The organism is Terrabacter koreensis (assembly GCF_054783315.1).
The window spans coordinates 109,787-133,018 of the sequence record NZ_BAAGQU010000005.1; the positions used below are offsets into that span (position 1 = coordinate 109,787).

Below are 23,232 nucleotides of genomic sequence, written 5' to 3' on the forward strand. Positions count from 1 at the left end.
CGTGTCGACTCCTCGCCTAGCCTCGGGCCCGCTCGTAGCGAGCCAGCGTCTCCTTGCGCTCGTCGTCGTGGTCGACGATCCGCTCCGGATACTCGTCGTCGTACCCGTTCTCGTGCTTCCACGGCTCGTGCGCCGCCGCGCCGCTCAGGTGGCGCAGCTCCGGCACCCAGCGCCGCACGTACTCGCCGTCCGGGTCGAACTTGCGCCCCTGCGTCACCGGGTTGAAGACGCGGAAGTAGGGAGACGCGTCGGTGCCGGTGCCGGCGACCCACTGCCAGCCGTGGTTGTTCGAGGCGATGTCGCCGTCGATGAGGTGGTCGAGGAAGTGCTGGGCGCCGACCGGCCACCAGACGTGGAGGTCCTTGGTGAGGAAGCTGGCCGTGATCATGCGCACCCGGTTGTGCATCCAGCCCTCCTCGAGCAGCTGGCGCATCCCCGCGTCGACGACGGGGTAGCCGGTGCGTCCCTCGCGCCACGCGTCGACGAGCCGGTCGGTCTCGGCCCCCGTGTCGTAGGGGAGCTTCGCGAGCTCGGGCCGCAGGTCGTGCCAGGCCGAGCGCGGGTTGTGCCAGAGCACGTCGGCGTAGAACTCGCGCCAGATGAGCTCGGTGACGTATGCCGTCGCCGCCTTCGAGCGCCCGGCCGAGTGGGCGGCGATGTCGGCGAGGATGGTGCGCGGGTGGATCTCGCCGTACTTCAAGGGGGCCGACAGCCGCGAGGTCGTGTCGAGGTCAGGTCGGTCGCGTTCGTCGTCGTATGCCGTCAAGCCGTCGTGGAGGAACGCCTGCCACCGCTTGAGCGCGGCTGCCTCACCGGCCTCCATGTGCGGCGCCTTCGGCAACGGGTCGCTGCGCACGTCGTCGCGCAGCCAGGCGATGCGCTTGGGGCGTGCGGCGGGTGCAGGTCGCCCGTGCTGATGCCATGCCCTGGAGAACGGCGTGAAGACCTTGTAGGGAGAACCGGACTGGTTGACGATGCGACCTGGCCCGACGGCATACGGCGTGCCCGTGGCGACGAGCTCGCAGCCCTGGTCGGCCAGCGCCTTCTCGACCTTCTCGTCGCGGCGGCGGCCGTAGGGCGTCGTCTCGCGCGAGACGTGCACCTGGTGGGCGCCGACCTGCTTCGCGAGGCGCGGGATGACGTCGACGGGGTCGCCCCTGCGGATGACGAGCGCGTCGCGGGTGTCCTTCGACAGGGCCTTGAGGGAGGCGAGCAGCCGCTGCGAGCGTGGCGTGTCGGTGTCGAGCAGCCGGGGGTCGAGCACGAACACCGGCAGCACGCGCGTCGCACTGTCGACGGCTGCGAGCAGCGCCGGGTGGTCGCTAAGCCGCAGGTCGCGGCGGAACCACAGGATCGACGTGCTCGGATCGACCATCAGACCGGCGCCTCCTCGCGCTCGACCTCCTGCTCGACCTCTCGCTCGAGTCGCAGCTGGGCGACGTCGAGGTAGGCCGTGGCGAAGCCCGCCTCGCAGTAGGCCAGGTAGAACTCCCACTTGCGGCGGAACGTCTCGTCGAAGCCGAGCGCGTTGACCTCGGGCCAGCGGGCGAGGAACGTCTCGCGCCAGCGCCGCAGCGTCTCGGCGTAGTCGCTGCCGAACGCGTCGACGCCCGTCATCCGCAGGCTCGTGGCTGCCGAGGTGGTCTCGTGGATCGCCTGGAGGCTCGGGATGAGGCCGCCGGGGAAGATGTGCTTCTGGATCCAGCCGTAGGAGTGCTTCGTCGCGAGCAGCCGCTCGTGCGACATGAGGATCGCCTGCACGGCGGCGACACCGCCGGGCGCGAGCCGCTCGTCGATGGTGCGGAAGTAGGTCTCCCAGTACTCCTCGCCGACGGCCTCGATCATCTCGACGCTGACGACGGCGTCGTATACACCCTCGACCTCGCGGTAGTCCTGGATGCGGATGTCGACCTGGTCGGCGTAGCCGGCCTCGGCCACCCGGACCCGGGCCAGTGCGGCCTGCTCCTTGGACAGGGTGACGGACGTGACGGTCGCGCCGCGACGTGCGGCCTCGAGGGCGAGCGTGCCCCAGCCGGTGCCGATCTCGAGCAGGCGCGTGTGCTGCCCGACCTTGGCCATGTCGAGGATGGCGTGCACCTTGCGCAGCTGCGCCTCCTCGAACGACTGCGTGCGCAGCGGCTGGTCCGGGTCGAAGATCGCCGAGCTGTAGCTCATCGTCTCGTCGAGGAACGTCGCGAAGAGGTCGTTGGACAGGTCGTAGTGCGCCTCGATGTTGCGGCGCGACCCGAGCAGCGAGTTGTTCTGGATCGACGGGATGCGGCGGTCGACGACGCCACGCAGTCGCAGCCAACCCGGCGGCACGGCCGTCGTCATGCGCTCGGCGAACGGCGTGAGGAGGTCGGCGAGGTCGGTGCCCTCGGCCGCCTTCCAGTCGCCGGCCATGTAGCCCTCGCCGATGCCGATCTTCGGGTGGTGCGCGAGCCGCTCGAAGAGGGCGGTCGGGCGGACGATCTCGAGGGCCGGGCGGTCGGCGCGGCGCGTGCCGCCGTCGAGGAGCGAGCCGTCGGGCATGACGACGTCGACGGGCACGCGTTTGGCCACCTGGGAGAGGATGCTGCGGGCCAGGCGGGCCCGCACGCACAGCACGCGCAGGGTGGGGCGGCGCAGGCAGAGCGGCTGGGCCATGGTGGGGGACTGGGCGGTCATCGGACGGCCTCCTCGGGGTGTCGGGGGCGGGGCACGACGGGCAGGCGGCGCAACCAGAGCCGGATGCCGTGCGCGCGGATCAGGGCGGTCACGCGCTGGGTCATCAGCCCGTGGCGTCGGACGAGTCGGAGCAGGGCGCGAGGGGTCGCCGGCTCGGGGGTGCCGCGCGTCACGGCGGTCATGATGCGCTCGCCTCCGCGCTCGAGGGCGACGGTCACGCTGACGGCACGCGGCTCGAGCACGAGGCGGACGGCATACTCGCCGCTCGTGTCGTTGAAGGGCGACACGTAGAACGCCTTACCCACCGTCGCCGTGCCGTCGTCGGCGACGTCGAGCAGGTACGCGTGGCGCTCGCCGTACGTGTTGTGCACCTCGAAGACGACGGCGAGCAGGCTGTTGTCGGGCCGGAGGCACCAGAAGACCGACAGCGGGTCGAAGGTGTGCCCCAGCACCCGGGCATTGGCGAGCATGAGCACCCGGTCGGTGGGCTCGAGCGTGACGCCGCGCGCCTCGAGGAACCGCGAGACGTCGCCGCGTATGCCGCCGCCGAGCCGTCCGCGGTCGAGGTGGTCGCGCGCGTCGAACCGGGCGAACAGCTTTACGGGCCAAGGCATCCGGGGCAGGTCGTCGAGGTCGACGAGCCACTGGTAGTGGCCGTACGTGAAGCTGTGGCGCAGGGGGGTGCGGCGTGAGTGGGCGACGGTTCCGTCGACGAGGGCCGGCACCGGGGGCGGCGTCAGGACCGCTGTCACCAGCGGACCCCGAAGGACTCGGCCGCCTCCACGCCCGACCGGCACCCGTCCTCGTGGAAGCCCCAGCCGAGGTGTGCCCCGGCGAAGGCGAGGCGGTCGCCGCCGGCGCCACGCAGCCGGGCCGCAGCGTCGACGGCCTCACGGGTGAAGATCGGGTGGTCGTAGGTCATCCGCGCCGTGACGAGGGACTCGTCGACGGCGCCGGCGGGGTTGAGGGTGACGACGTGGTCGTCGGCGTCGGTGAGGCCGTGCAGGCGGTTCATCCAGTAGCTGACCGTCACGTCGGGCGCCGGTGCGTCGCAGGCGTGCATGCGGTAGTTCCACGACGCCTTGGCCTGCCTCGGCCTCGGCAGCACCGACGAGTCGCGGTGCAGCCACGTCTCGTTGCGCGAGTAGCGGATCGCCGACAGGTCCCGCTTCTCGTCCGGGGTGGCGTCGGCGAGCAGGTCGAGCGCCTGGTCGGCGTGGGTGGCGACGACGACGCGGTCGAACGTCGTGGTGTGGCCGCCGCCGACGATCACGTCGACCCCGTCGTCGTGCCTGGCCACTGCGGTCACGGGGCTCTCCTTGCGCACGTCGGGCAGACGCTCGACGAGCCGTTCGACGTAGGTCGCCGACCCGCCGGTGACGGTGCGCCACGTGGGCGAGCCCGTCACCGTCAGCATGCCGTGGTGGTCGAGGAACCGGAAGAGGTGACGCGCGGGGTAGGACGACGCGTCGAGGTCGCCGCACGACCAGACGCAGGCCACGAGCGGGATGGCGAAGTGCCGCACGAAGTAGGTGGAGAAGCGGTGCTGCGCGAGGAACTCACCCCACGTCGGGTGCTGCGTCTCGTCGGCGAGGAGGGCACGGGCTGCGCGGTGGAAGCGCGGCACGTCGGCCAGCATCCGCACGAAGCGGGGGTCGGCGAGGCGGCGACGCTGGGCGAACATCCCCTTGGGGCCGCGCCCGCCGGCATACGAGAGCCCGCAGCCCCGGCACGTGATGCTCATGCTCATCTCGGTCGGCTGCGTGGGCACGTCGAGCTCGCGGAAGAGGCGGAGCAGGTGCGGGTAGGTCTTCTCGTTGTGGACGATGAACCCGCTGTCGATGCGCAGCGGCCCGTCACGGCCGGGCACGTCGTGGGTGTGCGCGTGGCCGCCGAGCCGGCGGTCGCTCTCGAAGAGCGTCACGTCGTGGGTCGCGCTGAGCACGTGGGCGGCCGTGAGGCCCGAGACGCCCGCGCCGATGACGGCTGCTGAGGGTCTGGTGCTGGGTCCCGTGCGGGGTCGGGGGGTGCTGTGGGGGCGGTTCACCGAGGCCTCCTGGCTGATGGGTCCCGGGTGGTTCGGCGCGGCGCCCCGACCGGATTGCGGCGGCCAGCGACCTTGTCGGGCCGTCGGTTTCGACGCGTTTTCGACGTGGTGCGTTGTCCATCCTTCGTCCACACCGTAGAGTGGCTGTTCAAGGTATGTCAAAGGTTTGGGAGTAGGCCATGGTCATCGTGCGCACCGTCACCGTCGAGCAGCCGGTGGACCGCGTCTTCGCCTACCTCTCCGACTTCACCAACACCAACGACTGGGACCCCGGCACGGTCCGCACCGAGCGCGTCGCCGGCGAGGGCGGCGTCGGCACGCGGTACCACAACACCTCGAAGTTCCTCGGCCGCGAGACCGAGCTCGACTACCTCGTCACCGAGCACGTGCCGGGCGAGAAGGTCGCGCTGCGCGGCGAGAACGCGACCGTCGTCGCCCACGACACCATGACCTTCGTGCGCACCGTGATGGGGGGCGGCGGCGCCGCCGGCAGCCCCGGCAGCGGCACGGGCACGACCGTCACCTACCGGGCCGAGTTCGAGTTCAAGGGCGTCGCCAAGCTCGTCGCGCCGCTCTTCGCGCCGGCCTTCAAGAAGCTCGGTGACGAGGCCGAGCAGGGCCTGCGCCGGGCACTCGGACAGCTGGCATAACCATGTACACCATCAAACGCGCGGCGGAGCTGACCGGGATCAGCGTCGCCACCCTGCGTGCCTGGGAGCGACGCTACGGCGTCGTCAGCCCCAAGCGTTCCGACGGCGGCTACCGGCTCTACGGCGCCGAGGACGTGCGCGCCCTCGCCATCATGAACTCCCTCGTCAACGAGGGCTGGTCGGCCCGTGAGGCGGCGGCCGAGACCCTGCGCCGCCTCTCGTCCCGCGACCCGGCCGGCAAGGACGGCCGCGACGGCCGCGAGCGCACCCACGCCGTCCCCCGTCGCGTGGCGCCCCTGCGGCCGGGCAGCCGCTACCAGTCCGAGGACGCCGAGGCCTTCATCCGCGCCGCCGAGCGGCTCGACAGCGCGTCGGCGACCGCGGTGCTCGACGCCCGCTTCAGCCTCGGCACCTTCGAGCACGTCGTCGACGACTGGCTCATGCCGACGCTCGAGCTCGTCGGCGAGGAGTGGGCGCACGGCCGCCTCACCGTCGCCGGTGAGCACCTCGTCTCGTATGCCGTGCAGCGCCGTCTCGCGGCCGCCTACGAGGCCGCCTCGGGCCGGTCCGACGGGCCGACCCTGCTCATCGGCCTGCCGCCGGGCGCCCGGCACGAGCTCGGCCTGCTCGCCTTCGCCGTCGCCGCACGCCGTGCCGGGTTCGCCACCGTCTACGTCGGCGCCGACCTGCCCGCCGAGGAGTGGGTGCGCGCCATCGAGGCACGCCGGGCCGCGGGCATGGTCATGGCCGTGCCGCGACACGTCGACATCGCCGCCGCCCGCAAGATCGTCGAGACGGTCAACCGCAGTCACCCCGAGGTCGTCATCGGTCTCGGCGGCAGCCAGCAGGACGAGATCGAGGGAGGCTGCGTGCACCTCGGCCACTCGATCACCGTGGCCGTCGGCGAGATGTCGCGGCGCCTGCGCGTCCCCGCCTGACGTGCGGGTCCTCGTCCTCGGGGGAACCGGCGAGGCCCGGGCGCTCGCCGCCGGGCTCGTCGACCGCGGCATCGACGTCGTGTCGAGCCTCGCCGGCCGGGTCAGCGCTCCGGCCCTGCCCGTGGGAGCCGTCCGCGTCGGTGGCTTCGGCGGGGTCGACGGCCTCGCCGACCACCTCGTCGCCGAGGGCTTCACGCACGTCGTCGACGCCACCCACCCCTTCGCCCAGCAGATCACCGCCAACGCCGTCGCCGCCGCCGCGCGCGTCGGGGTGCCGCTCGTGCGGCTGCAGCGCCCCGGCTGGTCGGTCCACCCCCTGGCGGACACCTTCACGTGGGTCGACGACGTCGACGCGGCCCGGCGTGCCGCCGAGGAGCTGGGGCGGCGCCCCTTCATCACCACCGGCCGTCAGCAGCTCGAGTCGTTCGCGCGGTGGACCGACCGCTACGTCCTCGCCCGCGTGGTCGACCCGCCCGACTGGGCGGTGCCTTCCGGCTGGGAGGTGCTGCGCGCCCGCGGGCCGTACCCGTATGCCGCCGAGCGCGAGCTGCTCGAGAGCCGCCGCATCGACGTGCTGCTGACGAAGGACTCCGGCGGCGCCCTCACCGAGGCCAAGCTCGCTGCGGCGCACGACGTCGGCGTCCCCGTCGTGGTGGTCCGGCGACCGGCCGTTCCGCGGGGCCTGCGGGTCGTCGAGTCGGTGGACGCCGCGCTGGCCGAGGTCGTGGCCGAGGGCGTGTCCGACGTCGTCGCCGACGTCGGGACCGCACTCGACCCGAAACGCACCTGACGGCATACCTCGTCGCGTACCTTCGTCGCGTGACGGCGGTGCAGCGGGAGCGGGCGCTGTGGGAGCGGCTGCTCCCGGGGCTCGCCGTGCTGCGCGACTACGACAAGGTGTGGATGCGCGGCGACGTGCTCGGCGGCATCACCGTCGCCGCGTACCTCGTGCCCCAGGTCCTCGCGTACGCCGAGGTGGCCGGACTCCCCGCGGTCACGGGACTCTGGGCGGTGGGCCCGAGCCTGCTCGTCTACGCCGTGTTCGGGTCGTCGCGGCGGCTCTCCGTCGGGCCCGAGTCGACGACCGCCCTCATGACGGCGGCAGGCATCGGCGCCCTCGTCACGGGCGCGGGCGGTGTGGCGATGCGGCAGGAGATGGCGGCACTGCTGGCGATCGCCGTCGGGCTGATCTGTGTCGTCGGCTTCCTCACGCGTCTCGGGTTCCTCTCCGACCTGCTCTCCAAGCCGGTGCTCGTCGGCTACATGGCCGGCATCGCGGCGCTCATGGTCGTCAGCCAGATCGGCAAGGTGACCGGCATCCGCGTGCAGGGCGACTCGTTCGTCCAGGAGCTGAGGTATGCCGTCACGCACCTGGGCGCCGTGCAGGTGCCGACACTGCTGTTGTCGGCGGGGGTGCTCGTCGTCCTCCTCGGCTTCCAGCGCCTGCGGCCGACCTGGCCCGGCCCGCTCATCGGCATGCTCGGGGCGACCCTCGTCGTGGCGGTGTTCGGGCTCGTCGACCGCGCCGGGGTCTCGGTCGTGGGCGACGTGCCCCAGGGGCTGCCGGCGATCCGCGTGCCCGACCTCGGCAACGTCGACGTGTGGCGGCTCCTCCCCGCTGCCCTCGGCATCGCCGTCGTCGCCTACTCCGACAACGTGCTCACAGGGCGTGCCTTCGGGGCGCGCCACCGCGAGAGCATCGACAGCAACCAGGAGTTCCTCGCGCTCGGCGGCGCCAACGTCGCCACCGGTCTGCTCCAGGGCTTCCCGGTCAGCTCGAGCGGCAGCCGCACCGTCATCGCCGACGCGATGGGCGCGCGCACGCAGCTGCACTCCCTCGTCTCGCTCGTGCTCGTCGTCGCGACGCTGCTGTGGCTCGGGCCGGTCATCGGGGCCTTCCCGACGGCGGCTCTCGGGGCGGTCGTGGTCTACGCGGCGATCCGACTCGTCGACATCCCGGAGATGCGGCGCATCGCCGCCTTCCGCCGCAGCGAGCTCGTGCTGGCGCTGTCGACGACGGCTGCGGTGCTGCTCTTCGGGGTGCTGCCGGGCATCGGTGCCGCCATCGCGCTGTCGGTGCTCGACCTCCTGCGGCGCATCGTGCACCCCCACGACGGCGTGCTCGGCTATGTGCCCGACGTCGCCGGCATGCACGACATCGACGACCACCCGGACGCCGTGCAGGTGCCGGGTCTCGTCGTCTACCGCTACGACTCGCCGCTCTTCTTCGCCAACGCCGACGACTTCACACGACGCGCGCTGGAGGTGGTCGACGCGGCCCAGCAGCGCGGCGGGGTGGAGTGGTTCCTGCTCAACGCCGAGGCCAACACCGAGGTCGACCTCACGGCAGTCGACGCGCTCGAGGCGCTGCGCGCGACCCTCGAGCGGCGTGGCATCGTGTTCGCCATGGCGCGGGTGAAGGAGGACATGCGGGTGTCCCTCGAGGCGGGGGGCCTCGTCGAGCAGGTGGGTGCGGACCTCATCTTCCCGACCCTCCCCACCGCCGTCGCCGCGTATGCCGCGTGGTACCGACGCGAGCACGGCACGCCCCTCCCGGGGCTGCGCATCCCGCCCGTGCCGCCCCAGCCGAAGGCCGAGGCGTGACGGCTCGGCCGACCGTCGTGGGGCTCCACGTGGCGAAGGCGCGCCGCCTGCCGACCCGCTCGGTGGAGAGCGTGGAGGCCGAGGCAGGTGCCGGTCTCGTCGGCGACCGCTACCACGGCAGCAAGCACCGGCACGTCACGGTGCAGTCGGCCACCGACCTGGCGGCCGCGGCCGAAGCCCTCGGGCGGCCCGTCGACCCCGGCCTCACCCGGCGCAACGTCACGATCTCGGGCGGCGACATCCCGACGAAGCCCGGCACGCGCATCACCATCGGCGACGTCGACCTCGAGGTCGTGCGGGTGGCTGCGCCGTGCCGCCTGCTCGACGACAACCTCGGCCCCGGCGCCGCGCGGGCGCTGCACGCCCGGGCCGGCACGGTGTTCCGGCTGCTCACGTCGGGCACCATCCACGTCGGCGACGAGGTCGACCTCCACCCGACCCCCTGACGGGACCACGCCGGACCCCGTCGGGAAGTGGGCACTCGACGAGAAGTCTCGGTCGAGTGCCCACTTTTCCGACGCGCGGCCGGTGATCGACCTCAGAGCGCGGGTGCCGGACTGCGAGGACTGAGTGCGAGCTCGGCGGCCACGAAGTCGGCGAAGGCGGCGCCCAGCGGCATGTCCGACATGCCCTCGACGAAGAGGAACTGCCCCTGCGGGTTGACCTCGAGGAAGACCGGGTGCCCGTCGGGACGCAGCTTGAGGTCGTAGACGCCCATCCGCAGCCCGAGGCGCCGGGTGACGTCGCGGAGGGCGTCCGAGAGCCGTGGCTCGAGCTCGACCGGCTCGACGACCATGTCGTTGGCGAGCCGCCAGTCCAGCTCGGCGCTGCTGATCCGTGCCGCGTGCACCGCGTCGCCGAAGACCATGACGCGCAGGTGGTCGGTGCCGGGCACCTCCTCCTGGTAGACCGTCGCCGAGACGCTGATCTCCGCGTCGTCGTCGAGGGAGTCGAGGGTCACCCGCCCCGCCTGCAGCGACGTGCCGAGCAGCCCGGTGAGGGTCTTGGCGATGACCGTGCCGCCGTGGGCGCGGGTGAAGTCGCGCACGTCGGTGGGGTCGGAGCTGACGAGCGTGCGCGGCACCGTGAGGCCGACCGCATTCGCGACGCTGAGCTGGAGCAGCTTGTTCTGGGCGCGCTCCGTCGCGTACGGGTCGCTGATCCACGTGCCGGAGAAGCCGGCCATGAGGGTGCCCCGCAGCGCAGCCCGGTTGTCCTTGACGACGAGCTTGCGCAGCTGCGTGTCGGTGACGGCGTCGGGCACCGTCGGCCGGCCGTGGCAACGACGCCACCACACGAGGTCGAGGCCGCGCACGTCGACGGTGCCGCCCTCCTCGGTCGGCAGCGTGTGCCCCGGTCCGTCCACGTTGGACCAGGTGAGTCCCCCGGCGGCCGAGAGACGGTCGGAGGCGATGATGGCCGCGTCGATGTCGTGCGCCTCGCGCAGGTGCTTGCTGATCACGTACGCGTGGAGGTCGCCCGCGAGGGTGACGATCGCAACTCTGGTCATGGTTCTACTCCTTCGTCCTTCGGTCGCCGGGGTGCCGGTCACTCGTCGCAGTCGTCCCAGCCGTCATCGCTGCCGGAGATCGAGCCACCGGGCCAGCTCGGGCGCAGGCCGTCGGGGCCGACCACGGTCTGCTCCCAGGCGTCCAGCCGCGGCGGGTGGACGTAGCCCTCGTGGCTGCGGGTGAAGCGGGCCGACATGGGTGAGAGGTCCTTCATGACAACTCCTCGGTACTGGCCGGGCCTCGGTGACCCGGCACCGCCCGTCAGAGGTGCTCAGCCCGAGGGAGATACGGCGCGGCTGCCCATTTGAGTAGCGCTACCCAGCTGGGCTCTCGTGCGGGAGAGGGCGATGGCGAGGCCCACGGCGAGCGAGCCGGCGGCCACCTTGCGGGCCAGACGCGCAGCGGGGGCGATGTGGGCGCGTCCCGCTGCCGGTCCGGTGCCGAGCGTGCCGCGGTCCTCGACGCGACCGTCGTACGTGTTCGACCCGCCGAGCCGCACGCCGAGCACACCGGCGAAGGCCGCCTCGACGACGCCGCCGTTCGGGCTCGGGTGGGCGGGTGCGTCCCTGCGTATGGCCTCCCATCCGGCGGCGGCTCGGTCCGACGAAGGCGCCGCGGCCAGCGCGATGGCGCCGGCGACGCGCGCCGGCACCCAGTTCACGAGGTCGTCGAGTCTCGCTGCCGCCCAGCCGAACTCGGCATAGCGCTCGTTGCGATGGCCCATCATGGCGTCGAGGGTGTTGACGGCGCGGTAGCCGAGCAGACCGGGGACACCGAGGAGGCCGCCCCAGAGCAGCGGTGCCACGACGGCGTCGGAGGTGTTCTCGGCCAGCGACTCGATGCAGGCCCGTGCCACCTCGTCGGCGTCCAGCTCGGCCGTGGCGCGTCCCACGAGGTTGCGCACCTGGACGCGCGCGGCCGCGAGGTCGCCCTGGCGGAGCTGCTCGTCGATGGTGTGGGCCTCGCGCGTGAGCGAGTGCCCGCCCAGCACAGCCCAGGTGGCCGCAGCTGTCGCCAGCGTGTGGGCCGGCCCGAACCGGCGGCTCGACCGCTCGGCGACGACGCCGAGGAGCGCCGTCGCGCCGACGAGGGCGGCGACGTGCGTGGCCCCGGAAGCGCGGCGGGCGGCATACGTCCTGCGCTCGAGCGCCACTGCAGCAGAGCCGAACCCGGCGACGGGATGCCAGCGACGTGGGTCGCCGACGGCCAGGTCCAGGAGGTAGCCGAGAGCCAGCCCGAGGGACCTGCTCATCGCAGCACGTCGAGCGCGGCCACCTCGCCGATGACGACGACCGCGGGTGCGCCGATTCCCTCACGGGCACACGTCTCGGCGATCTGGGCCAGGGGAGCACGCGCGGTGTGCATGCTCGGCAGGCCCGCGTCGGCGACGACGGCGGCCGGGGTCTGTGCCGACATCCCTTCGGAAACAAGGGTTTCCGCGACGACCGCCAGGGTCGCCACGCCCATGAGGATGACGATCGTCGTGTTGCTGCGGGCGATCGCACCCCAGTCGAGCGTGCTGCGTGGGTCGCCCGGAGCGACGTGCCCGCTGACGACCGTGAAGCCCTGGACCAGCGTGCGGTGCGTGACCGGGATGCCCGCGAGGGCGGGGGCGGCGATGCTCGAGGAGATGCCCGGGATCACCGCCACGGGGATGCCTCGAGCGGCGCAGGCCTCGGCCTCCTCCCCTCCACGGCCGAAGACGAAGTTGTCGCCGCCCTTGAACCGCAACACGTTCCGCCCCGCGAGCGCATGCTCGACGATGAGGTCGTTGATGCGTTCCTGGGGGGTGAAGTCGCCGCGCGGGATCTTGCCGACGTCGATGACCTGGACGTCGTCGCGGGCGTGGCGCAGCGCGCTGAGCGGAGCGAGTCGGTCGTGGACGATCACGTCCGCCTGACGGATGGCCTCGATGCCCGCCACGGTGAGCAGTCCGGGGTCGCCGAGCCCGCCGCCCAGGAGCGTGACGGACCCGACGGTCCCGCTCGCGGTGGTGACCGTCGGGTCGGCTGCAGCGGGTGCGGTGGAGACGTCCGCCCGGAGCACGACGTCGTACGCGGCCGGGTCGGCCCCCGCGTCGAGGGCGACGAGCCCGCGCTCTGCGAGGTCGCGCAACGAGGTCGGCAGGTCGGTGAGCTCGGCAGCAACGGTGACCTGGGCGCCGTCGCGGAGCAGCGCGTGCACGGTGGCGACCGTGTGCGGCACGACGCGGGCGAGCAGGACCGACAGGCCGGTGAAGCTCAGCTCAGGCGACACGGCGCACCCTCCCCAGCTCGGCGAACGCGGCTGCGACGGACCGCGACGTCCCAGCGTCTCGCACGGCCAGCCGGACCCAGGTGGGTCCGAGGCCCGGGAACGTCTCGCCGCGGCGCACGGCGAAGCCGAGACGGGCGAGCTCCTCACGCACCGAGTGAGCGCCCAGCGGGCTCGTGTCGACGAGCACGAAGGGGGCGCCCGAGGGAGCGGCCGCGGACAGCCCGACCGCCTCGAGCTCCCGCACAAGCACGTCGCGGTCGGCGGCGATCGTCAGGGCGCCGGCCTCGGCCTCGGCGACGGCGCGATCCGAGAGGCAGGCCACCGTGGCGGCCACGGCGGGGCTCGACACCGACCACGGCGGCTGCACGGCGCGAAGGGCGGCGACGACGGCCGCGTCACCCACCACGTAGCCGGCCCTCAGGCCTGCCAGCCCCCACGTCTTGGTCAGCGACCGGACGACCAGAAGGCCCTCGAGGTCGGGCCCGACGACAGACTCCGTCTCGCCCGGCACGGCGTCCATGAACGCCTCGTCCACCACGACGAGACGACCCGGCGCCCGCAGGGAGTGCACGTCGGCGGCCGGGTGCAGCACGCCAGTCGGGTTCGTCGGGTTGCCGACCACGACGAGGTCGGCGCCCTCGTGCTCGCTCCCCACAGCGAAGGTGCGCGGGTCGAGCCGGAAGCCGGTGTCAGGCGACAGCACGCACCGCGTGACGTCGTGCCCGGCGGCGGCGAGCGCAGCCTCGGGCTCGGTGAACTGCGGGTGCACGACGACCGCGTGTGAGGCCCGGACGCCCCGCGCGACCAGCGTGAACGCCTCCGCGCCGCCCGCGGTCGGCAGCACGCACGCGGGGTCGACGCCGTGCCGGGCGGCGATGGCCTCGACTGCCGGAGCAGGGTCGGGGTAGCGGCCCAGGTCGTGCAGCGAGCCGGCGATGACGTCGGCGAGCCAGGGAGGGGGAGCGGGCAGGCGCACGTTGACGGCCAGGTCGACGAGGCCGGGCGCGACGTCGCGGTCGCCGTGGTGGTGCAGGTCGACGCTCACGACGCCGGCCTCGGGGAGCGCGCCGTGGCGGCATACGCGTGGACGGCGTCGGCGAAGCGGGCCGCGAGGTGCGGGTGGCCCGCCCAGTGGGTGTGGAGGTACGACGCGTGGAGGGTCGCGCGTCCGGTGCCCGCCGGGTCGAGGGCGAAGCCGTCGGGAGTGCCGTCGAGCAGCCACGCCGTGGCGCCGGTCGAGCGGTCGGCGTCGTCCGCGCTGATCGTCGTCCGGTGGAACTCGTGACCGGTGACCCGGGTGCCCGGGACCCCCAGCACGGAGTCGCCCGGTGCCACGGCCGTGCGGTAGCCGAGGGTGAGGCGCGGGCCCATGGAGCCGACACCCGGGATCGCCCCGACCATCTCGTTCCCGTCGACGGAGGCGCTGAGGTAGAGCATGCCGGCGCACTCGGCAACCGTCGGCAGGCCATCCCCCACGACACGACGGATGCCTTCTCGCAGGGCGGAGTTGGCCGACAGCCCCTCGGCGTGCACCTCGGGGAAGCCGCCTCCGAGGTAGAGGCCCGCAGTGCCGGCCGGGAGGTTCGGCGCCGTCAGCGGGTCGAAGACGACCGGCTCGAGCCCCGCGGCGCGCAGCAGCTCGTCGGTCTCGGCGTAGCGGAACGTGAAGGCCCGTCCTCCGGCGACCGCCACGACCGGTCGACGCGTACTCGACCCCGGGCGAGCGGCAGGGCGCGCGGCGTCACCGAGGGCAGCCGATGCGTCCCAGGCCGCGGCATCGAGCTCGGGCGCCGATCGGGCGATGGCCATCAGCTGGTCGAGGTCGACGTGCTCGGCGACGCGTTCGGCGAGCAGGGCCACCGACTCGGCAGCCTCGTCGCGCTCGGCCGCGGGCACGAGCCCGAGGTGCCGTGACGGCGCGGCGATGCCGGCGTCGCGCGGGAGCACGCCGAGGACCGGCACGCCGGTGGACTCGAGCGCCGACCAGACCTCGCGCATGTGGCGCCCCGACGCTGCCTTGTTGAGCACGACACCGGCCACGCGGACGCCCGGCTCGAAGGTGGCGAGGCCGTGGACGATCGCCGCGGCCGTGCGGGTCATGTGGCTGACGTCGAGGGCCAGCACGATGGGGGAGCGGGTCAGCGAGGCGACGTGCGCGGTCGAGGCGTAGCCGTCTCCGCCGATGCGGCCGTCGAAGAGCCCCATGACCCCTTCGACGACCGCCACGTCGGTGGGGCCGTCGGCGGTGGCGCCGTGGACGAGCAGTGGCGCGACGAGCGCCTGGCTCGTGAGGAACGGGTCGAGGTTGCGGCCGGGCCGCCCGGTGGCGAGGGAGTGGTAGCCGGGGTCGATGAAGTCGGGGCCGACCTTGAAGCCGGCCACGCCCAGCCCGCGGGCGCGCAGCGCGGCCATGAGTCCGGTGGCAAGCGTCGTCTTGCCGTGCCCCGAACCCGGCGCCGAGACGACGACGCGGGGGAGCGCGATGGTGGTCGGCTCCTGCGGGGCGTCGCCCGTGCGTGGCAGGCGGCCGAGGGCGGTGTCGATGGCGCTCACCACTCGATCCCCCTCTGTCCCTTCTGGCCGGCGTCGAAGGGGTGCTTCACCTTCGTCATCTCGGTCACGAGGTCGGCCAGGTCGAGGACCTCCTGCGGGCAGCGACGTCCCGTGATGACGACGTGCTGGTGCCCCGGCCGGTCGCGCAGGGTGGTGACGACGTCGTGGACGTCGATCCATCCCCACGCCATCGGGTAGGTGAACTCGTCGAGCACGTAGACGCCGTGCGTCTCGTCGGCCAGGCGGCGCTTGATCTCGGCCCACCCCTCGCGGGCGGCCTCGGCGTGGTCCTCGTCGGTGCCCTCCTTGCGGCTCCACGACCAGCCGGCGCCCATCTTGTGCCACTCCATGGGGCCGCCCTGGCCGGTCTCGCGGTGCAGCTCGCCGAGGGTCTCGACCGCAGTCTGCTCGCCGATGCGCCACTTCGCGCTCTTGACGAACTGGAACACCCCGACCGACCAGCCCTGGTTCCAGCCGCGCAGGGCGAGGCCGAAGGCGGCCGTCGACTTCCCCTTGCCGTCGCCCGTGTGGACGATGACGAGCGGCCGGTTGCGGCGCTGCCGGGTGGTCAGCCCGTCGGCCGGGACCGTGGTCGGCTGGCCGCGCATCAGGCGGCCCTTCCCGAGGTCTCGCGCGCGGCACCCACGATGGCCGACGCTGCGAGCTCACCGACGGGCAGGTGCTCGGCACCGAGCTGCTCGGCGAGGCGGCCGGCGAGGCCCATCCGGAAGCGCCCGGTCTCGCAGTCGAGCACCACGGACTCGACGCCCTCGTGGCACAGCCGGGCGGCCACGCGGGCCGAGCGGGCGAGGGCGTCCGGGCCGCTCGTGGCCCGGCCGTCGGTGACGACGACGAGGAGCGGGCGCCGGTTCGGGTCGCGCAGCCGCTCGACGCGAAGGGTCTCGTAGGCCGTCCCGAGCCCTTCCGCGAGGGGCGTGCGCCCACCGTGGGGGAGCTCGCGCAGCCGGCGCGCGGCGACGTCGACCGACCCGGTCGGGGGCAGGACGAGCTCGGCGCCGGCGCCGCGGAAGGTCACGAGACCGACCTTGTCACGGCGCTGGTAGGCGTCGAGCAGCAGGGACAGCACGGCGGACTTCACCGCCTCCATGCGCCGGCGAGCGGCCATCGAGCCGGACGCGTCGACGCACAGCAGCACGAGGTTGGACTCCCGGCCCTGGAGCACCGACCGCCGCAGGTCGCCCGGGAGGACCCGCAGTCGGGCGCTCGCGCGCGCAGGGCTCGTGGTGGCCCGGCTCGCGGCCGCGCGGATCGTCGCGGGCAGGTGCACCGGGCCGGTGGGGCGGGTCGTCGAGCCGACCCGGCGCCCCGAGCTCGTGATGGCGGTCGAACGACGCCCGGGGTCGCCGTGCCCGATGCCCTTGGCGCGCAGCAGGCGGGCGCGGTAGGGCTCGTCGGCTGCGCTCACGCCGGACGCGGCCGGGGCCCCAGCGGGCTGGGGCTCGCTCGGCTCGCTGGGTTCGCTGGGCTCGCTCGGCTCGCTGGGCTCGCTGCCCTCGGTCGGCGGGCTCGCCTCGCTCGCCGCCTCGTCGGTCTCGGGCTGTCCTCCACCGTCGGGCTCGGGACCCGGGTCACCGTCGCGCAGCAGCTGTTCGAGCAGGTCCTCGTCGAGACCGGGGGAGTCGAAGGGGTTGCGGCGCCGCCGGTGCGGCAGGGCGAGCCGGGCGGCGGCGCGCACGTCGTCGACCGTCACGGCGTCACGACCTGCCCAGGCCGCGTGGGCGACGGCAGCCCGTGCGGTGACGATGTCGGCGCGCAGCCCGTCGACCTCGAAGCCCGCGCACACGTGGGCGATCCGCGTCAGCTCGCGGTCCGGCAGTGCGACGGAGCCGAGCGCCGAGCGGGCTGCGGCGATGCGGTCGCGCAGCGCGTCCTGCTCGGCCCGGAACCGCGCCACGAACCCGGTCGGGTCGGCGTCGAAGGCGAGCCGGCGGCGTACGACCTCGGCGCGCAACGCAGGCTCACGGGGCGCCGCGGCCTCGACGGTCAGCCCGAAGCGGTCGAGCAGCTGCGGTCGCAGCTCGCCCTCCTCGGGGTTCATCGTGCCGACGAGGACGATGCGCGCGGCGTGCGAGACGGAGACGCCGTCGCGTTCGACGGTGTTGCGGCCCATCGCGGCCGCGTCGAGCAGGAGGTCGACGAGGTGGTCGTGGAGCAGGTTGACCTCGTCGACGTAGAGGATGCCGCGGTTCGCGGCTGCGAGCAGGCCGGGCTGGTATGCCGTCTCGCCACGTCCCAGCGCCCGCTCGAGGTCGAGCGACCCGACGACGCGGTCCTCGGTGGCGCCGATCGGCAGCTCGACGAGCCGGGCCGCGCGGGTGTCGGCGTCGGCGTTCGCGTCGTGGGGCCCGTCGGGGCAGCCCGAAGCTGCAGCGTCGGCGGGGGCGCAACCGAAGCGGCAGCCGGCGACGACCTGCTGGTGCGGCAGGACGGCGGCGAGGCCACGCACCATCGTCGACTTCGCGGTGCCCTTCTCGCCGCGCACGAGCACGCCGCCGACGTCGGGGGAGACGGCCGTGAGCACGAGCGCGAGGGCGAGGTCGTCCGAGCCGACGACGGCCGAGAAGGGGAAGGTGGCCGGGCGAGCCGCCGGGTCGCTGCCGGCCTGGTTCGTGCCGTCGTTCGTGCCGTCGTTCGTGCCGTCGTTCGTGCCGTCGCGCATGTCGCTGTGAGCCTCCTGCGGGTGCCTCGCCCGCGTCGGTGGACCGGACGCACCCGGCGGGCGCGACCAGCGACGGGAGATGCCCTGGCTTCCCGCGACCGTCAGGTCAGGGGTTCACAGTGGCGGGACCGCTCCGGACTTGCACCGGATTCCTCTCCAGTCGCCACGCGCAGTCTGCCACGTCGCGTCGAGGTCCGGCGGCGCGGTCAGGCCGAACGGGCCACCGAGCCGCGGCCGAGGTCGTCGAGGCCGTCGGGCAGCACCGCGACGACGGCCCGCCAGAGCTTCGTGCCGGAGACGGGTACGAGCACGGGCCCGTGGTCGTCGGCCTCGATGCGCAGCATCCCGGCGTCCGTGTCGAGCCAGGCGAGCCGGCGGGCGACCGTGCGCCCGGCCTCGACGAAGGCGACGTCGACGAGCGCGAGGTGCCAGCCGCCGGCGCGCACGGCGGCGGCGGCAGCCGGCCACGGCGCGAGCAACCCGGCGAGCGCCTCGACGCCCGCTGCCCTGGCAGTCGATGAGCTGGACGCGAGGTCGTCGAGCACCGCTTCGTCGACGACGACGGAGCCGCTGCCGAGACGCGGACGCGGTCCGACGAGCGTGACGCGGGCGATCGCCTCCGGCACGAACTCGGCCGACACCGAGGCGAAGTCGTACGTCCCGTCGCCGAGGTCGGTGAGCAGGGCGGCGTCACCGGCCAGCCAGCCGTGGTGGAGGCGTACGTCCTCCGGCCCGGCGACGAGCACCTGCAGAGTGGCGACCGACCCCGCGACGGCGGCGAGCCCGGGCCGGAGCAGCGGGTGAGGCACCCCGGCGGTCACGGCGCCGACGTCGACGAGACGGCCGAGCGTGGTGTCGCAGGAGTCGACCGCGTCGCTCGAGAGCTCCGCGAGGGTGATGAAGGCCTCGGCGTCGAGCCGAAGGGTCCCGTTCGCGGCGTCGAACTCCACGCTCATGCGGGCACGTGTCCCGGCACGCCGTCCGCCACGCAGCCGGTCTCGCGGACGACGAGGCTCGAGGCGACCGCGTCGATGAGCGGCGCCATCTCGGTGAGGCGCAGCGTGCCGACGTTCGCCGTGAGGGTGACGCCCGTGCCGCCGACCACCGTCGACCACGACTCCGTCGTCACCGACTCGCGGGCAGGAGTCCAGTGGGTGGTGAGGCGACGGGAGCCGGCGTGGCCGCCGACACCGAGCTCCTCGTGGTCGAGCACCAAGTGCTCGGCCACCTCCTCGTCGTGCCGCGCGACCTGGCGCTGCCAGTCGCCGAGCGGCCCGTCGACGGGTCCGGCGGTGAGCACGAAGTTGGTGCGGAAGAGCCCGGCCCGTTCCGGCTCGAGGGCTGCCACGACGCCGGCGTCCTCGGACAGCACGATCGTCTCCCAGGCGGCGGGCACGTCGAAGGTGACGCTGCCTCCGTGCGCGCTGACGGTCGTCAGTCGCGTCGTCGGGACGCGGCCGGAGTCCGTGCGGGCATCAGTCATGGTTGGGTTCTTCCTCCCCTGTGGCGACGTGGTCGCACGGCATCCCCGACGGTCCCCTGACGCCCTGCGATAGCCCATGATGGGGCCGGGAGGGCACGGGCATGACCGGAACGGGCAGATCCGTCTGCCGATCTTCGTCCGCGCTAGGGTCGCCGCTGTGACCGCCCGAGCGAGTGACGTGCCGATCGACGTCGTGCCGATCGAGGTGGTCGGGGTCGGGGCCGCCGGGCTGGGGACGCTCGACCCCGGCGCGCGGCGCATGCTCGACGAGGCCGACGTCGTCGTCGGTGGCGACCGCCACCTCGACATGCTCGGCGAGCGGCCGGGCGTGCGGCTCGTGCCGTGGCCGTCGCCGCTCCTGCCCGGTCTGCGCGCCCTCCTCGACGAGGTCTCGGGCAGGCGCGTGGTCGTGCTGGCGAGCGGTGACCCGCACGTGTCGGGCATCGGCTCGACCCTCGTCCGCGAGCTCGGCACCGACGCCGTACGCGTGCACCCCGCGGTCTCGTCCGTCGCCCTCGCGCGCGCCCGCATGGGCTGGGCCGCCGAGGACAGCGAGGTCGTGACACTGGTCGGGCGTGACGTCGACCGGCTGCGGCGCGACCTCGCCCCGCGCGCCCGGCTCGTCGTGCTCACCTCTGGTGAGGACGCCCCGTCGCGCGTTGCCGCCCTCCTCGTCGACGAGGGGTATGCCGGCAGCCGCGTCACGGTGCTCGGCGACCTCGGGTCGCCCGCCGAGTCGCGCACCGACGGCGTGGCCGCATCGTGGGACGACCGTCCCGCCCCTCGGTTGCACCTCGTGTGCGTCGAGTGCTCGTCGGGACCCGCCACGCGCGCTCCGTCGCTCGTGCCGGGACTGCCCGACACGGCATACGAGAACGACGGGCAGCTGACCAAGCGCGTCGTGCGGGCGGCGGCGCTCGCCCACCTCGCACCGCGGCCAGGCGACGTCATGTGGGACCTGGGCGCCGGTGCCGGCTCGGTCGGCATCGAGTTCGCGAGGCAGCACCCGCGCAACGAGGTGCACGCCGTCGAGCGCGACCCCGCGCGCGCCGGGCGGGTGCGGCGCAACGCGCGCGCCCTCGGCGTCCCGGGCCTGCGTGTCGTCGAGGCGTGGTCGGCCGACGCCGTCGCGGCGCTGCCCCGGCCCGACGCCGTCTTCGTCGGTGGCGGCGCCACGGCTGACCTGCTCGACGCGTGCTGGACGGCGCTCGCGCCGGGAGGGCGGCTCGTCGTCCACGGCGTCACGGTCGAGACCGAGCTGGTGCTGCACGAAGCACGCCGCCGGCTGGGCGGGTCGATGAGCCGCATCGCGGTCGAGGAGCTGGACGTCATCGGGTCGCTGCACGGGTGGAGGCCGGCTCGGTCGATCGTCCAGTGGTCCGTGGAGAAGGCTGTGCTGCAAGAGGATTCGGAGTTCGACACATGACCGTGCACTTCATCGGCGCAGGGCCGGGCGCTGCCGACCTGCTGACGCTGCGGGCCGTCCGGCTCGTCGGCGAGTCGCAGGTGTGCCTCTACGCCGGCACCTACATCGGCGCCGAGGTGCTGGCGCACTGCCCCGACGGCGCGCAGCTCGTCGACACCCAGCACCTCGACCTCGACGCCATCACCGAGCACTGCGTGCGGGCCCACGAGGCCGGGCACGACGTGGCGCGGCTGTGCTCCGGCGATCCGTCCGTCTACTCGGCCGTCGCCGAGCAGACGCGGCGCCTCGACCGGGCGGGCGTGCCCTGGGACGTCACGCCCGGGGTGCCCGCGTATGCCGCCGCGGCAGCGCTCATCGGGCGCGAGCTGACCGTGCCCGAGGTCGCCCAGTCGGTCGTGCTGACCCGCGCGCACCGCGACTCGACGCAGATGCCCGCGACCGAGTCGCTCGCCCACTTCGCGCGGTCGCGCGCGACGCTCGTGCTGCACCTCGCGATCCGGCGCACGCGCGAGCTGATGGTGACGCTCGTCGAGGACTACGGTGCCGACTGCCCCGTCGTCGTCGTCGCCAACGCCGAGCAGCCCGACCAGCTCGTGCTGCGCGGCACCGTCGCCGACATCGCCGACCAGGTCGAGGCCGCCGGGCTGCGGCAGGCCGCGATCATCCTCGTCGGGCGGGCGCTCGCCGCACGCGACACGGACGACTTCGCCGAGTCGCACCTCTACGGGACGCGAATCACGCGACGCGCGTGAGCATTCGGGCGCACCCCCGTGGCGCCGGCCGTCGGCCTGTGTCAGGATGCGAGGGCCGCAGTGCACGGGAAGTCGGTGTGATTCCGACGTGGTCCTCGCCACTGTGACCAGGGAGCAAGTCCCCACCATCGCCACTGGTGACCTCAGGTGAACAGCCGGGTCGCTGGGAAGGCGGGGAGGCGCGACGATCTGGAAGCCAGGAGACCGGCTGCGGCGTGATCTGTCCACGAGGCATGGAAAGAAAGGGTCAATCTGCCATGACCACTGCTGCATCCGTCGTCCCCTCCACCGCGTCCGCCGCCACCGTCAAGGTCCCCGTGTGGGCCTGGCTGCTGCTCGCCGTCGCCGTCTTCACGATCTACGTGCTCGCTCAGGAGAACGGGGCGCTGCTCAGCGCTCCCGCCGCCGAGATGCTCCACGAGCTGACGCACGACGCGCGCCACGCGCTCGGCGTCCCCTGCCACTGACGTGGCGGTCGGTTTCGGCTCCGTGCTGCGGCGCGGGGCCCTCGCCGGCGTGCTCGCCGGGCTCGCCGCTGCGCTGACCATCTGGCTCGTCGTCGAGCCCGTCATCCGTCGTGCCCTCGTGATCGAGGACCTGCGCGGGATGCACGGGGGGCACGCGGCCGGGGTGCCGCTGCACGGCGGCGACGAGCCGCTCGTGTCGAGGTCGGCGCAGGTCGTCGGGGGTGCGGTCACCTCGGTGGTCGTCGGTCTGGCGGTCGGCGTGATCTTCGCGGTCGTCTTCGCCCGTCTGCGCGACCGCCTGACCGGCGGCGGCGACCTCGGCCGGTCGCTGGTGCTCGCAACGGTCGGCTTCGGCGCCGTCACGCTCCTGCCTGCTGTGAAGATCCCGGCCAACCCGCCCGCCGTGGGCGACCCGGCGACCGTGGGGCGCCGCACGACCCTGTATGCCGTCGTGCTCCTCCTCGGCGTCGCCATCGCCGTCGTCGTGCCGATGCTCGACCGCTGGCTCGCGTCGCGGGTGCCGGTGCCGTCGACGCGGTGGGCCATCGACGTCGTCGCAACGGTCGTGCTGCTCGTGCTCGTGCTCACCCTGCTGCCGGGCACCCCGGACCAGGTGCCGGCCGACGTCCCCGCCGACGTGGTCTGGGACTTCCGGCTCGCCTCGCTCGCCCAGCTCGGCGCGATGTGGCTGACGCTCGGACTCGCGTTCGGGCTCCTCATGGAGCGCGGCGAGGCCGTCCGTCCCGGGCGTGCGCGGGTCGACGCCGGCACGACCGTCTCGGCGTGACGGCATACGAAAGCGGCTCTCCCGCAGGCTCGCCCGGCGGAACATGCATCGTGCGCGTCTGCCGCGACTGTTGCTGCGGCACGCAGGAGAAGCACCCCGGCGTCGACCACGACGGGCTGCTGGCCCGGCTCGAGGTCGGCGCGGGGGCGCACGCGCGGGTGCTGCGGAGCGGCTGCCTGCTCGCCTGCGACGAGTCGAACGTCGTCGTCGTGACACCGTCGCCGGGGGGACGCCGGGCAGGCGCGCGGCCCGTGTGGCTGCGCGCCGTCCTCGACGAGACCACGACCGACGCGATCAGCGAATGGGTGAGACGGGGCGGGCCAGGCGTCGCAAGCATCCCGCCCGCGCTGGTGTCACGGGTCTTCGTGCCGAGCGGGATCGCGCTCGAGTGGGCGCCGGCCTGACAGCGGC

The 23,232-nt window shown here is 73.7% G+C and carries 24 protein-coding genes and 2 riboswitches; of the genes, 10 read left to right on the forward strand and 14 right to left on the reverse strand.

From position 1 onward, the window contains the following. Positions 1 to 16 precede the first annotated feature (16 nt). The 4 genes from ACYVNR_RS12770 to ACYVNR_RS12785 are packed head-to-tail and all read right to left on the reverse strand — an operon-like array spanning position 17 to position 4,714. Positions 17 to 1,375, reverse strand: coding sequence for a cryptochrome/photolyase family protein (locus tag ACYVNR_RS12770; protein ID WP_461048378.1), 1,359 nt, complete (start codon positions 1,373 to 1,375; stop codon positions 17 to 19). After that, entirely contained in the window at positions 1,375 to 2,667 is a 1,293-nt protein-coding gene (locus tag ACYVNR_RS12775) for a class I SAM-dependent methyltransferase (RefSeq protein ID WP_045192904.1), read from the reverse strand. Before ACYVNR_RS12775 ends, ACYVNR_RS12770 begins: the two co-directional genes overlap by 1 nt. Beyond that, complete coding sequence (locus tag ACYVNR_RS12780) at positions 2,664 to 3,419, reverse strand: DUF1365 domain-containing protein (RefSeq protein ID WP_461048379.1); 756 nt, start codon at positions 3,417 to 3,419, stop codon at positions 2,664 to 2,666. The genes ACYVNR_RS12775 and ACYVNR_RS12780 overlap by 4 nt, the downstream gene beginning before the upstream one ends. Then, positions 3,416 to 4,714 carry an NAD(P)/FAD-dependent oxidoreductase gene (locus ACYVNR_RS12785; protein WP_045192908.1) on the reverse strand — a complete coding sequence of 433 codons (1,299 nt, stop codon included), beginning with the start codon at positions 4,712 to 4,714 and terminating at the stop codon, positions 3,416 to 3,418. The genes ACYVNR_RS12780 and ACYVNR_RS12785 overlap by 4 nt, the downstream gene beginning before the upstream one ends. Before the next feature lie 179 nt (positions 4,715 to 4,893). Between ACYVNR_RS12785 and ACYVNR_RS12790 the strand changes: the two genes are divergently transcribed. The 5 genes from ACYVNR_RS12790 to ACYVNR_RS12810 are packed head-to-tail and all read left to right on the forward strand — an operon-like array spanning position 4,894 to position 9,352. After that, positions 4,894 to 5,364 (forward strand): SRPBCC family protein, encoded by a 471-nt coding sequence (locus tag ACYVNR_RS12790; RefSeq protein WP_458799197.1) that lies wholly within the window; start codon positions 4,894 to 4,896, stop codon positions 5,362 to 5,364. 2 nt (positions 5,365 to 5,366) lie between these two features. Further along, complete coding sequence (locus tag ACYVNR_RS12795) at positions 5,367 to 6,302, forward strand: MerR family transcriptional regulator (protein ID WP_045192911.1); 936 nt, start codon at positions 5,367 to 5,369, stop codon at positions 6,300 to 6,302. A gap of 1 nt (position 6,303) precedes the next feature. Next, complete coding sequence (locus ACYVNR_RS12800; RefSeq protein ID WP_045192912.1) at positions 6,304 to 7,092, forward strand: cobalt-precorrin-6A reductase; 789 nt, start codon at positions 6,304 to 6,306, stop codon at positions 7,090 to 7,092. A 29-nt stretch (positions 7,093 to 7,121) separates the two neighbouring features. Further along, positions 7,122 to 8,906, forward strand: a complete 1,785-nt coding sequence (locus ACYVNR_RS12805; RefSeq protein WP_461048380.1) for a SulP family inorganic anion transporter — start codon at positions 7,122 to 7,124, stop codon at positions 8,904 to 8,906. Then, a complete protein-coding gene (locus tag ACYVNR_RS12810) occupies positions 8,903 to 9,352 on the forward strand; it encodes an MOSC domain-containing protein (protein WP_461048381.1) in 450 nt (149 codons plus the stop codon). The genes ACYVNR_RS12805 and ACYVNR_RS12810 overlap by 4 nt, the downstream gene beginning before the upstream one ends. A 92-nt stretch (positions 9,353 to 9,444) precedes the next feature. Here the strand turns inward: ACYVNR_RS12810 and ACYVNR_RS12815 are convergent, their stop codons facing one another. From ACYVNR_RS12815 to ACYVNR_RS12860, 10 genes are all read right to left on the reverse strand, one after another. Next, a complete protein-coding gene (locus ACYVNR_RS12815) occupies positions 9,445 to 10,416 on the reverse strand; it encodes an ATP-grasp domain-containing protein (protein ID WP_461048382.1) in 972 nt (323 codons plus the stop codon). Between the two features lie 38 nt (positions 10,417 to 10,454). Further along, positions 10,455 to 10,631: a hypothetical protein gene (locus tag ACYVNR_RS12820; RefSeq protein WP_458799202.1), complete on the reverse strand. Its 177-nt coding sequence runs from the start codon at positions 10,629 to 10,631 to the stop codon at positions 10,455 to 10,457. 57 nt (positions 10,632 to 10,688) lie between these two features. Continuing rightward, entirely contained in the window at positions 10,689 to 11,669 is a 981-nt protein-coding gene (locus ACYVNR_RS12825; RefSeq protein ID WP_461048383.1) for a cobalamin biosynthesis protein, read from the reverse strand. Next, complete coding sequence (gene cobA, locus ACYVNR_RS12830) at positions 11,666 to 12,673, reverse strand: uroporphyrinogen-III C-methyltransferase (protein WP_461048384.1); 1,008 nt, start codon at positions 12,671 to 12,673, stop codon at positions 11,666 to 11,668. The genes ACYVNR_RS12825 and cobA overlap by 4 nt, the downstream gene beginning before the upstream one ends. Next, positions 12,663 to 13,718, reverse strand: coding sequence for an Rv2231c family pyridoxal phosphate-dependent protein CobC (cobC, locus tag ACYVNR_RS12835; RefSeq protein WP_461048385.1), 1,056 nt, complete (start codon positions 13,716 to 13,718; stop codon positions 12,663 to 12,665). The genes cobA and cobC overlap by 11 nt, the downstream gene beginning before the upstream one ends. After that, complete coding sequence (locus ACYVNR_RS12840) at positions 13,715 to 15,226, reverse strand: cobyrinate a,c-diamide synthase (protein ID WP_461048386.1); 1,512 nt, start codon at positions 15,224 to 15,226, stop codon at positions 13,715 to 13,717. Before ACYVNR_RS12840 ends, cobC begins: the two co-directional genes overlap by 4 nt. Beyond that, positions 15,223 to 15,834: a cob(I)yrinic acid a,c-diamide adenosyltransferase gene (cobO, locus tag ACYVNR_RS12845; RefSeq protein WP_458799207.1), complete on the reverse strand. Its 612-nt coding sequence runs from the start codon at positions 15,832 to 15,834 to the stop codon at positions 15,223 to 15,225. Before cobO ends, ACYVNR_RS12840 begins: the two co-directional genes overlap by 4 nt. Continuing rightward, complete coding sequence (locus ACYVNR_RS12850) at positions 15,834 to 17,906, reverse strand: putative cobaltochelatase (protein ID WP_461048387.1); 2,073 nt, start codon at positions 17,904 to 17,906, stop codon at positions 15,834 to 15,836. Before ACYVNR_RS12850 ends, cobO begins: the two co-directional genes overlap by 1 nt. Before the next feature lie 80 nt (positions 17,907 to 17,986). Continuing rightward, a riboswitch (cobalamin riboswitch) is annotated at positions 17,987 to 18,058 on the reverse strand. Between the two features lie 54 nt (positions 18,059 to 18,112). Then, entirely contained in the window at positions 18,113 to 18,862 is a 750-nt protein-coding gene (locus tag ACYVNR_RS12855) for a hypothetical protein (RefSeq protein ID WP_458799209.1), read from the reverse strand. After that, positions 18,859 to 19,389: a hypothetical protein gene (locus ACYVNR_RS12860; RefSeq protein WP_045192920.1), complete on the reverse strand. Its 531-nt coding sequence runs from the start codon at positions 19,387 to 19,389 to the stop codon at positions 18,859 to 18,861. The genes ACYVNR_RS12855 and ACYVNR_RS12860 overlap by 4 nt, the downstream gene beginning before the upstream one ends. A gap of 157 nt (positions 19,390 to 19,546) precedes the next feature. Between ACYVNR_RS12860 and cbiE the strand changes: the two genes are divergently transcribed. The 5 genes from cbiE to ACYVNR_RS12885 all read left to right on the forward strand — a co-directional run bounded on the left by cbiE (position 19,547) and on the right by ACYVNR_RS12885 (position 23,225). Continuing rightward, positions 19,547 to 20,815: a precorrin-6y C5,15-methyltransferase (decarboxylating) subunit CbiE gene (gene cbiE / locus ACYVNR_RS12865; protein ID WP_461048388.1), complete on the forward strand. Its 1,269-nt coding sequence runs from the start codon at positions 19,547 to 19,549 to the stop codon at positions 20,813 to 20,815. Next, a complete protein-coding gene (locus ACYVNR_RS12870) occupies positions 20,812 to 21,567 on the forward strand; it encodes a cobalt-precorrin-4/precorrin-4 C(11)-methyltransferase (RefSeq protein ID WP_461048389.1) in 756 nt (251 codons plus the stop codon). Before cbiE ends, ACYVNR_RS12870 begins: the two co-directional genes overlap by 4 nt. 41 nt (positions 21,568 to 21,608) lie before the next feature. Further along, a riboswitch (cobalamin riboswitch) is annotated at positions 21,609 to 21,794 on the forward strand. Between the two features lie 30 nt (positions 21,795 to 21,824). Beyond that, positions 21,825 to 22,034, forward strand: a complete 210-nt coding sequence (locus ACYVNR_RS12875) for a CbtB domain-containing protein (protein WP_045192924.1) — start codon at positions 21,825 to 21,827, stop codon at positions 22,032 to 22,034. Position 22,035: 1 nt separating this feature from the next. Beyond that, on the forward strand, positions 22,036 to 22,821 hold the full coding sequence (locus ACYVNR_RS12880) for a CbtA family protein (RefSeq protein ID WP_461048390.1): 786 nt from the start codon (positions 22,036 to 22,038) through the stop codon (positions 22,819 to 22,821). Further along, positions 22,818 to 23,225, forward strand: a complete 408-nt coding sequence (locus ACYVNR_RS12885) for a hypothetical protein (protein WP_461048391.1) — start codon at positions 22,818 to 22,820, stop codon at positions 23,223 to 23,225. The genes ACYVNR_RS12880 and ACYVNR_RS12885 overlap by 4 nt, the downstream gene beginning before the upstream one ends. Positions 23,226 to 23,232 lie beyond the last annotated feature (7 nt).

Excerpts from the sequence above, each read along its gene's own strand:
- ACYVNR_RS12770 (WP_461048378.1), bottom strand. The coding sequence starts at position 1,375 with ATGGTCGATCCGAGCACGTCGATCCTGTGGTTCCGCCGCGACCTGCGG.
- ACYVNR_RS12775 (WP_045192904.1), bottom strand. The coding sequence starts at position 2,667 with ATGACCGCCCAGTCCCCCACCATGGCCCAGCCGCTCTGCCTGCGCCGC.
- ACYVNR_RS12790 (WP_458799197.1), top strand. The coding sequence starts at position 4,894 with ATGGTCATCGTGCGCACCGTCACCGTCGAGCAGCCGGTGGACCGCGTC.
- ACYVNR_RS12795 (WP_045192911.1), top strand. The coding sequence starts at position 5,367 with ATGTACACCATCAAACGCGCGGCGGAGCTGACCGGGATCAGCGTCGCC.
- ACYVNR_RS12815 (WP_461048382.1), bottom strand. The coding sequence starts at position 10,416 with ATGACCAGAGTTGCGATCGTCACCCTCGCGGGCGACCTCCACGCGTAC.
- ACYVNR_RS12820 (WP_458799202.1), bottom strand. The coding sequence starts at position 10,631 with ATGAAGGACCTCTCACCCATGTCGGCCCGCTTCACCCGCAGCCACGAG.
- ACYVNR_RS12825 (WP_461048383.1), bottom strand. The coding sequence starts at position 11,669 with ATGAGCAGGTCCCTCGGGCTGGCTCTCGGCTACCTCCTGGACCTGGCC.
- cobO (WP_458799207.1), bottom strand. The coding sequence starts at position 15,834 with ATGCGCGGCCAGCCGACCACGGTCCCGGCCGACGGGCTGACCACCCGG.
- ACYVNR_RS12850 (WP_461048387.1), bottom strand. The coding sequence starts at position 17,906 with ATGCGCGACGGCACGAACGACGGCACGAACGACGGCACGAACGACGGC.
- ACYVNR_RS12855 (WP_458799209.1), bottom strand. The coding sequence starts at position 18,862 with ATGAGCGTGGAGTTCGACGCCGCGAACGGGACCCTTCGGCTCGACGCC.
- ACYVNR_RS12860 (WP_045192920.1), bottom strand. The coding sequence starts at position 19,389 with ATGACTGATGCCCGCACGGACTCCGGCCGCGTCCCGACGACGCGACTG.
- ACYVNR_RS12870 (WP_461048389.1), top strand. The coding sequence starts at position 20,812 with ATGACCGTGCACTTCATCGGCGCAGGGCCGGGCGCTGCCGACCTGCTG.
- ACYVNR_RS12875 (WP_045192924.1), top strand. The coding sequence starts at position 21,825 with ATGACCACTGCTGCATCCGTCGTCCCCTCCACCGCGTCCGCCGCCACC.